Annotated in this window: 8 protein-coding genes, 1 tRNA gene and 1 pseudogene; 7 read left to right on the forward strand and 3 right to left on the reverse strand. The window is 57.9% G+C overall.

From position 1 onward, the window contains the following. Together BG842_RS06980 and BG842_RS06985 are read left to right on the forward strand one after the other, a co-directional pair. A partial coding sequence (locus BG842_RS06980; protein ID WP_069450218.1) for an amidohydrolase family protein occupies nucleotides 1-909 on the forward strand: 909 nt, incomplete at its 5' end. A 2-nt stretch (nucleotides 910-911) separates the two neighbouring features. Beyond that, complete coding sequence (locus BG842_RS06985) at nucleotides 912-1,760, forward strand: iron-sulfur cluster assembly protein (RefSeq protein ID WP_069450219.1); 849 nt, start codon at nucleotides 912-914, stop codon at nucleotides 1,758-1,760. Here the strand turns inward: BG842_RS06985 and BG842_RS06990 are convergent. Next, nucleotides 1,746-2,171: a methylated-DNA--[protein]-cysteine S-methyltransferase gene (locus tag BG842_RS06990; protein ID WP_069450220.1), complete on the reverse strand. Its 426-nt coding sequence runs from the start codon at nucleotides 2,169-2,171 to the stop codon at nucleotides 1,746-1,748. The genes BG842_RS06985 and BG842_RS06990 overlap by 15 nt on opposite strands. Nucleotides 2,172-2,429: 258 nt before the next feature. On the opposite strand from BG842_RS06990, the gene BG842_RS06995 reads away from it, so the two are divergent. From BG842_RS06995 to BG842_RS07000, 3 genes and pseudogenes are all read left to right on the forward strand, one after another. Continuing rightward, complete coding sequence (locus BG842_RS06995) at nucleotides 2,430-3,140, forward strand: glycoside hydrolase family 16 protein (RefSeq protein WP_254662962.1); 711 nt, start codon at nucleotides 2,430-2,432, stop codon at nucleotides 3,138-3,140. Nucleotides 3,141-3,269: 129 nt separating this feature from the next. Further along, nucleotides 3,270-3,515, forward strand: a pseudogene (locus BG842_RS31200) (site-specific integrase); the annotation flags it as partial. 18 nt (nucleotides 3,516-3,533) lie between these two features. Next, on the forward strand, nucleotides 3,534-4,268 hold the full coding sequence (locus BG842_RS07000) for a site-specific integrase (RefSeq protein WP_254662963.1): 735 nt from the start codon (nucleotides 3,534-3,536) through the stop codon (nucleotides 4,266-4,268). Between the two features lie 301 nt (nucleotides 4,269-4,569). On the opposite strand, the gene BG842_RS07005 is transcribed toward BG842_RS07000, so the two are convergent. After that, on the reverse strand, nucleotides 4,570-4,908 hold the full coding sequence (locus BG842_RS07005; RefSeq protein ID WP_069450222.1) for a hypothetical protein: 339 nt from the start codon (nucleotides 4,906-4,908) through the stop codon (nucleotides 4,570-4,572). A 1,743-nt stretch (nucleotides 4,909-6,651) separates the two neighbouring features. Beyond that, nucleotides 6,652-6,723: transfer RNA gene (locus BG842_RS07010), tRNA-Ala, on the reverse strand. Nucleotides 6,724-7,514: 791 nt separating this feature from the next. On the opposite strand from BG842_RS07010, the gene BG842_RS07015 reads away from it, so the two are divergent. Further along, nucleotides 7,515-7,979, forward strand: coding sequence for a 30S ribosomal protein S15 (locus tag BG842_RS07015; RefSeq protein WP_069450223.1), 465 nt, complete (start codon nucleotides 7,515-7,517; stop codon nucleotides 7,977-7,979). Further along, nucleotides 7,980-8,939, forward strand: a 960-nt coding sequence (locus tag BG842_RS07020) for an exonuclease RecJ (protein WP_069450224.1), incomplete at its 3' end; no start/stop codon positions are given.

Here is an 8,939-nt window from a genome sequence, read left to right on the forward strand (position 1 = left end):
TGGACGCTGGAGGAGTACCGGAAATACTCGCAAGAGCGCATGATAGAGGACCTGTTCGGCAACGGTGCGGTCGATATGGGAATCTTCCAACCCACGCACTTGGAGGAGTTCTACGACGAGGGATTCAACACGGTCGATAGGAACGCCGACTTCGCTGACGACCACGAGGACCGCTTCATCGTCAACGGGCGTTTCGACCCCCGCGAGGGTGAGGAGGGACTGCGGGAACTCGAACGCCAGAAGGAAGAGTTCGACATCCAAGGCGTAAAACTCTACACCGCCGAGTGGCTCGGCGATTCGAAGGGTTGGCGACTCGACAGCGAGGAGTCCTTCGAGTTCTTGGAGAAGTGCGCCGAGTTGGGTATCGAGAACATCCACCCGCACAAGGGACCGACGATTCGGCCGCTGAACAAGGACGCCTTCGACGTGAAGGACGTGGACGACGCCGCCACGTCGTTCCCGGACCTCAACTTCGTCGTCGAACACGTCGGGCTGCCGCGGCTGGACGACTTCTGTTGGCTGGCCGCCCAAGAACCCAACGTGTACGGCGGGTTGGCGGTGGCCGCGCCGATGGCACAGAACCGCCCGCGGAAGTTCGGCGAAATCATGGGCGAACTGCTCTACTGGCTCGGCGAGGACCGCCTGCTGTTCGGGAGCGACTACGCGCTGTGGAACCCCGACTGGCTGGTCGAGACGGTGATGAACGCGGAACTGACGGACGACCAGAAGGACGAGTACGGGGTGGAGTTGACGCCCGAAGTCATGCGCAAAATCATGGGTGAGAACGCCGCCCAGTTGTACGACATCGACATTGAGGAGAAAAAGCGCCAGTTCCGCGAGGACGCCATCACCGAACAGTTCGGCTTGGAAACCCACTACGAAACGACGGACTCCACGGCGGCCGACTAACGATGTCCGCGGACGATTCGAACTCCGACGGTTCGGAGCGAGACGGCGGACGGAATCCGACCCGCGCGGCCGTCCGGTCGGCGCTCGACGAGGTGACCGACCCCGAACTCGACCGGTCCATCGTCGAACTCGAATACATCGACGACATCGCCATCGAACCCGGCGAACCGACGGACCTCGATAGCGCCGGGGACCTCAACAGAAGCGACGAGTCCGGCGCGCACGTCGAGGTGAGCTTCACGCTGCCGACGGCGTGGTGTTCACCGGCCTTCGCGTGGATGATGGCCATCGACGGGCGCGAGGCCGTCGAGTCGCTGCCGGGCGTCGCCCGCTGTGAGATGCACCTGAACGACCACATGCACGCCAGCGAGGTCACGGAGGGGGTCAACGGCGGTCGAGGCTTCGAGGAGACGTTCCCCGACGCCGACGGGGGAATCGAGGCGACCCGCGCGACCCTCGACTCGAAGGCTCGGCTCGCGCGCCAGTACGTCGCCGTCGAGGCGCTGTTGGCGGCGGGGGTGACCCACGAGCAAATCGCGGCGATGTCCCGCGGGGACTGTCACCGTCTCCCCGGCGGAGAGTCCGTCGCCATCGACGTGCGGGGCGGCGCGCTCGCGGTCGTGGTGGACGCCGACCCGCTGGACCGCTATCTGGCAAAGGCCGAGGGAGTGGGCTGTTTCGCCGACGGCGACGACCGCCTCTTTCGGACGCCGGAGGGCGACCCCATCGACCCGGACCGGGCCGAACTCGTCCACCGCCGGGCGCGGCTCGCCCGGGTGAACATGGACGGTCAAGGCGGTGTCTGTGCTGCCCTTCACGAGGCGCGCCGTTCCGAATCAGCGCGTCGGTAGCCGCGTCTGTCGGGAGCGTTCACAGACCGCCGCTTCGAGGTTCAACAAGCGTCGCTTCGTCGCGGTCCCGTCAGCCGCCGAATAGCCCTTCAGCGACCCGTCGCTCCCCACGACCCGATGACAGGGAACCACCAACGGGACGGGGTTTCGACCGCACGCTTGCCCGATGGCGATGGGTGTCGTATCGAGGGCCGTGGCGAGTTCGCCGTACGTCCGCGTTTCTCCGTACGGTATGTCGGCCATCGCGCTCATCACGGTCCCGGTCATCCCGTCGGGAAGGGTGACGCGGAGGTCGAAATCCACGCGGTCGCTCGATTCGTACTCTCGTATCTGGTCCCGGATTTCGTCGCTCGATTCCGCGACGAGCGACTCGTCGATGTCGATTGTAGTCTCGAAAATATTGACGTTCATGACTATGTTCGATTCGTCCGTGGTCCTCGAAGGTCGTCGGAACGGATAACCCCTCACCTCGGACTGAAACTGATAGTTCGTCCGAAGCCGACCTCGACCCCGACCGTCTCCGCGACGTACTCGACATCGAGCGACACGACTCCCTCAAATATTAATTACTCTTACAAGAAATAATAATTAATTACTAAAGGAGATGATTGGAACTGTCGTCGGTGGACGACCCAAGGCAAGTACAACAAGCAGTACGGGCGTGTGGACGTGCGCGCCAAACTTCCGTACGGACAGGGCATCTGGCCCGCCATCTGGATGCTCGGCTCCGACATCGGGTCGGTCGGGTGGCCCGACTGCGGCGAAATCGACATCATGGAACTCATCGGCTCCGACCCGGACATCGTTCACGGAACCGTCCACGGTCCCGACTCCGGCGGAGCGGGCGTCGGCGGGTCCTACAGCCAAAGCAACTGGTTCTCGGACGCCTACCACACCTTCACGCTGACGTGGTACCCCGACGCCATCAAGTTCTTCGTGGACGGTCAGCAGTTCTTCGTGACCACGCTGTACGACGCCCAGAACGCGGGCCGAGAGTGGGTGTTCGACGACGGACCGTTCTTCTTCCTGCTCAACGTCGCTGTCGGCGGGGACTGGCCCGGCGCGCCGGACGCCAGCACGCAGTTCCCCAGCGCATGGAGGTTGATTACATCCGAGTCTACGACTGGGTGTGAGCAGGCGCGAGGCGTTTCGGAGAGCGTCGGAGAGACGGTCGAATGTTATCTTTTGCGGCATCGTGCGAACAGCAGGCGCTCATTCATCCCCTTCGAGGCACCCGACGTGATTCCCAGTCCCGATTTTACTAAAACCACCGCGAACGAAGTGAGCGGGCCGACGAGCGACCAACGGGAGCGAGAAGTGCTTTTGATCAACCTTTTACAGGGAGCCAACAGGAGTGGCAACGACAGTTGTCACTCCTGAATGCGACCGTCGTAAAAGGTTGTAGTGGACTCGCCGGGATTGTGAACCCAGAACCGTGCTCGCTTCGCTGTGCGCGGCTTACCCAGTGCCCGGGAGTACCAGACCACAGGTGGTTCCTACCCAAGAACCATGTTGGAACCACTCACACCCCGACAAGCTGTACAGGACTATCTCAACGGACGGACTGACCTTACTCAGTCCTCGAAAGAGAACCACGATTACCGCCTTCGTCGTTTCATAGAATGGTGTGACGAGAACAGGATAGACAATCTAAATGAAATCAATGGACCTCATCTGCACAGGTACAAAGTCTGGCGTGCCCAAGATGTTAACAACGTCACGCTGAAGAATCAGTTAGGGACGGTCAGGGTTTTTCTCCGATTTTGTGAGAAGATGGATGCTGTCGAGGACGGGGTTAGCGAGAAACTGGAACTCCCCGAACTTGGAATAGATGAAGACGTGGACGATACTACAATCCGTTCAAAGGAAGCAGAGGCTATCCTGAGCTACCTAAACACCTACGAGTACGCTACCCTTCGGCACGTCATCTTCCAGCTCTTGTGGCATACAGGAGTCCGTACAAGCACGCTGTTCGCCTTTGATGTAGACGACTTCCACCCGAGAGAAGGATACATTCGAGCGATACACAGACCCGAAACTGGAACTCCGCTAAAGAATAAGGAACGTGGAGAACGGGAAATCAACCTTGCCGACGAGGTCGTCCGAGTTGTAAGGGACTTCCTTGATAGACATCACCCGAAGGTAGAGGACGAACACAGGCGGATACCCCTCATAGGTACACGGGCAGGGAGAGCACACAAGACGACCATTAGAGAGAACATCTATCGGATTACTCGACCATGCCACTATACCAACGATTGCCCACACGACCGCACTCAGAGTACCTGCAAAGCGGCACGAAGCAAGCACGCAAGTAAATGTCCATCGTCAGTCAGTCCCCACGCAATTCGGAAGGGGTCAATCACTTATCATCGGAACAACGGCTGGCCAGCGAAGGCGGTGAGTGACCGAGCTAATGTAAGTCAAGAAGTACTGGATAAGCACTACGACAAGGGAACACCGAGCCAGAAGCGTAAACGGAGGAAAGAGTTCCTAAACAATCTATGAACTGAATAGATAGCTTGCATCAGACCTCTACCCAGACCACCTACTGATAGAGATTAGCGGAAGTCTTCGCACTTTCCAACGCGCCAGCTCTCGGGCTCGAATGAATCTGCTTGATGAATAGAGGGCGCGTATCTCCCATACCCTACCCACTGGCAGATAGATTCGTGGAACAAAGCTTATGCATGCTTGTGAAGTATCTTACAGGTAGTTCGTCAAGTCTCTACAAGATACAGGGGTGCGTATCGGTCACGTGCTGAGGTAGAATTTATTAGGTGCAGGGATTCTACGTATTAGTCACTCTTCACGGAACTCCTACGTATTTGTGTCGCTGGTAGATGTAGACAACTGATAGAAAGGTTAGTGGCGGAAGTATCATCCAATAATACCACCCGCTTGGTTCCCACGTCGAAACTGACTCAACGTATTGCTTATCGAGATGAACGAAGATAGGAGAAAGAAGCGTGATTGCGAACCCGAGCAAGGCAAAGGGGGCACTAATGAGGGAGTAGAAAGCATCAGGCGGCGTTGCTATCGAAACTATTGCAAGAACCGGAATATTCACCACAAGAATGCCAATCGGAATCCACCATTGCGACCTCGGCGTATCTGCTTCGTCCCCCTCCTCAACTACTTGATTCATAGTCGATAAAAAACGGAAGCGACCATCAATCTTTTCCAAAACGCCTTATCTCGAATACTTATCACACCCACTGAACGGTGAATCCGTAACTGACGCTCTGATGAATACATGCTCTACACCTTGCACGGCGGTTCTGACAGTCGGCAGTGAGTCCGTATACTGAATGTATGGATTCTTCTGCTAATCCAATGAACTCTGAGGAGGCTTAGATGACAACCAGTGTTGTCCCCAAACAGGCACGAAGGCGATTGGCGAGCGAGTTCCCTAATTATAGCCAAAATCCTGAAATTTTCCCGCGCTGGGTTACATTCTGAACGAGAGATTAAGTTAGGACAATGTTCTAACCCCCATGACTTTCTGGTCTCTTATTATCGCTCATCTTGATTACTGAAGGTAATAACAAGCTGTGGGTCTCCCCTCGATAACTTCTTTTGAAGGGTCATCGCTATCACTTTTTCTGAACCACGATACCTACTTAGAGAACTGCCACCACTCAGGCGCGAACGTCCCCGCTTGGAAAGCTTCAGCTCCTGTCTCGGAGAGTACCGGCTGAAACCATGACACAGGCTCGAAGCGACACGACACAGGCTATCTCACGTCATCTTCATCACGGCGATTATTAACAATGGAAGGTAACATAGAAGAGGCCAGACTCTGGGTGGAAACCACTGTACTCTACCAATGCTATTACCAATAATGTCCTCTGGGCCGCCGTCATTCGAGCCTGTATGCAGGATTCCCCCTCACTATTGCTCTGAATCTACTGCCTCTACTAATAGTAATATACAACGGTTTATATAGGGGGTCAGGGGTTTAAGTACCCTTCCAGATTCAACCATCGAACAACCAATCTGGAAGTTGTTGCCGTAATACTGCCATGCAGGATTGAAGCTGTCTTCTTTCAAGTCCAATACTCTCGGCTATCTTCTCAAATGTCTCGTCGTTATTCTCGGGGTTCCGTTGTGGATGATAGCGTTTCCAGTTACTTCCGTAGCGACGGAGTACTCGTTCATCGTGGTTACAGACGTGAGCGCATACACAGAAGGCTACCAACTCAACTCGTCGCCCTAATCTTCGGAAATCCAGACGGCTGTAAAGTCGGCGACCGAGACGTTTTTGCGATTTGTCTAATCCAAGCTGGCTCGAAACAGCGTCAAAACGGTTCAGGTTATCTATTTTGCGTAATTTTTCTTGGTTGCTCCACTCTCTTTGGCTTATTCCAGTGTTGTAATTTCTGAGTACTCGAAACTTTTCTCGTTCATTTTGGTATGCTATATCATGGTATGGGTATTCTTCCTTGATTTTGTGATAATGAAAATCAGTCTTATTTTTTGTATCGGGCGATACTAATGGCTCTGGGTATCTTTCATCGAACGGCATAACAATCTTTGAAGAGCGATTCAACTCTCGGAAAATTACTCTTCACTCTTCTATTGTTGCCGCAGCACAATAAATATTTGCATTTATCGGTTATTCATTATATCTTACCCACGAAAACTGTTGATATTGAAATTGTGTCGCTGATGGTTCCCGCCTTCTTTCTGGAATAACCGGTACAGTTAACTCTGCGGAGTGAATGTCCAATATTAGGAACCACCAGACGACTCGGACTGGTGTCACGGTATCACTCGGAATCAAGAATAACGCGATTGCCGGTACCTCACTCGGACTCTCAGCAAAAGGGTAGCGGATTACAGAAGAATGCAGTGCCGTATGCCGAATGCGGTCCGAGCGAAGCGAGGATGGACTCGCCGGGATTTGAACCCGGGGCCTCTCCCATGCCAAGGGAGTGATCTACCACTGATCTACGAGCCCGCGTCTGCATTCACTTCTTCCGTGCGACCATTGATAAACCTCTCGAAATCGCCCCACCCCCGGCGCGGAGTACCACACCACTCCCCTCGTGTCCCTGATTCCGGTTTTACGTCGGGCATGACCACGATACTGACCGCGAAAGCCTCCGTCCGCTCGTCACGTGTTGTTTTTACTGGAACGGTGATTGGCGTCCGTGAGAAGCAGTTTCCGAAAGCCCCCCCCCGCTCGCGGTCGCTCGCCGACATATCGCGGACCTCTCCGCACCGCTCGGTCCACGATAGTGGCCGCCGAGCAGACCACGATGAACGCGACCGGGCGGCCTCTTTCAGTCCACCCAAATACCGCAACCGCACAGCACCGCAACGGCCACGCCCTCCCCAACCGATTGCGCTTCTCGGCCTCCGGCCTCCGATGCTCATCCCTCGCGTGATAATCAGCAGGCCCTCGGCCGTGATGGCCTCGGGCCTGCTGGCGCACGCGCCGCGCGGCTGGTCAGTACTCGTGTACCTTCAACGGTATTAAAACCGGCATCGTGTTGTAGCGAGCGTAGCGAGGGCGTTCGAGGACTTCGGCCCTGTCGTCGTCCCAGCACGCTCCGCCGAAACCGGGTTCGAATGGAAACCCTTTAACCCGCGAGAACGGAACGCGTCTGTAGGGAACGGCACAGCCGCAAATCCGACTCGTCGTGAAATTTCACGGCTCTGGGATTGCGGACGTGCAACGTGACTCATGTCACGACTGGCGGAACCCACCGCCAGCACAGCGGCTCGTGCAGTTCCTATCCTCAAACAATGGCACGAATGCACACACGACGTCGCGGGTCGTCCGGTTCGGACCGCCCCGTGACCGACGAACCACCGGAGTGGAGCGATGTAGATGCTGACGACGTGGAAGACCGCGTCGTCGAACTCGCGGAGGACGGCTACAGCCCGAGCGAAATCGGGCAGAAGCTCCGCGACGAGGGCGTGACCGGCACGCCGGTCCCGAACGTGAAGCTCGCAACGGGCAAGAAAGTGACCGAAATTCTCGAAGAAAACGACGCGGCGAACGAGCTGCCGGAAGACCTCGAGAACCTGATGGTTCGGGCCGTGCGCCTCCGTGAGCACGTCGACGAGAACGGTCAGGACAAGCAGAACAAACGCGCGCTGCAGAACACCGAGTCGAAGGTTCGCCGCCTGGTCAACTACTACCGCGGCGACAAGATCGACGAGGACTTCACGTACTCCTACGACAACGCGAAAGAACTCCTCGAATAGATGTCCACGTCCGGTCGAACCGCAGCCGAGGACGCCCGAACCGCGAGCGACATCGCCGGGACGCTCCGCGACGCCGACTTCGTTCGGATCGTCGCGCACGCCGACGGCGACGCGCTCGCATCGAGCGGCCTCCTCGCCCGCGCCTGCACGACAGTCGGGATTCCGTTTCAAGTGAGTGCTACCACCTTGCCCACCCGACGAGTCGAGTCCCGTGACGACGAGTTCGTCGTGGCGGTCGGCGCGACGGGCGGCGACGTGGTACTCGCCACACGCCCGACGAGCGCCCTCGCGTTCGATATCGCGGCCGAACTCGGCGGAACCCCCGACCCAGTGCTGGCCCTTGCCGGTGCCGTGGCGGCGGGTATCTCGCCGGGTGCGGGCGATACCGCGCGACTGCTCGATGCGGCGGACGGCCGACTGACGCGACGCCCCGGCGTTTCGACGCCGACGGACGACCTCGCGGACGGACTGGCCCATTCGACCCTCTTTCACGCCGGGTTCTCCGGCGACGCGGAGGCGGTGCAGGCCGAACTCGCGGAACTCGGCCTGCCGGTCGAACTGGACGACGACGCCCATCGGCACGTCGCCTCGCTCGTCGCGTTCTCGGTCGCCGGACCGGCGGAAGCGACGCCGCGAGCGGGCGAAACCGTCGAACGGGCGCTTCGTCCGTACGAAATCGGTGACGACCATCCGTTTGCGACGCTCGGCGGCTACGCCGACGTGCTCGACGCGGTGTCTCGGGAACAACCCGGCACCGGCATCGCGCTCGCACTGGGTCACGACGCACGTGCGCCCGCGCTCGACGCGTGGCGGACGCACGCGACGGCGGCCCACGCGGTGCTGCGCGAGGCGACGACGGGTCGATACGACGGCCTGTTCGTCGCCCGGATGGACGACGCACCGGTTGCGACGGCGGCGCGACTCCTCGGCGATTTCAGGTCGCCGGAACCGGTCGCGCTG

The organism is Haladaptatus sp. W1 (assembly GCF_001723155.1).
Lineage (GTDB): Archaea > Halobacteriota > Halobacteria > Halobacteriales > Haladaptataceae > Haladaptatus > Haladaptatus paucihalophilus.